The organism is Pantoea sp. GbtcB22 (genome assembly GCF_019091025.1).
GTDB lineage: Bacteria > Pseudomonadota > Gammaproteobacteria > Enterobacterales > Enterobacteriaceae > Pantoea > Pantoea leporis.
The window spans coordinates 1-256 of the sequence record NZ_JAGXKB010000418.1; the positions used below are offsets into that span (position 1 = coordinate 1).

Annotated in this window: 1 pseudogene; it reads right to left on the reverse strand. The window is 48.8% G+C overall.

Annotation, left to right across the window (positions count from 1 at the left end):
- Positions 1-69: 69 nt before the first annotated feature.
- Positions 70-256 (reverse strand): annotated as a pseudogene (locus tag KVT28_RS25640) (hypothetical protein); the annotation flags it as partial.

Genomic DNA, 256 nt, shown 5'->3' on the forward strand with positions numbered 1-256 from the left:
AAAGTCCTGCCACTACTTACTAGTAGCTACTAGATATTAGCGGGTAGTAGTGGTGGCAACCGTATTTTCCTAGAGATCCGTCGATCTGGAAAGACTCTCCCACTCATCAATCTCCAGGAGAGTATCCTGACACTTCTTGCGAAACAAATCAACAGCACCAGACCCCAGAGGCAACGAGCTCGGCCACTTCTTATCGGCCGCACCGTTCGTTCCCTTAACAACATCAACGATCGCATTAACGCCTTTCTTCGGATCT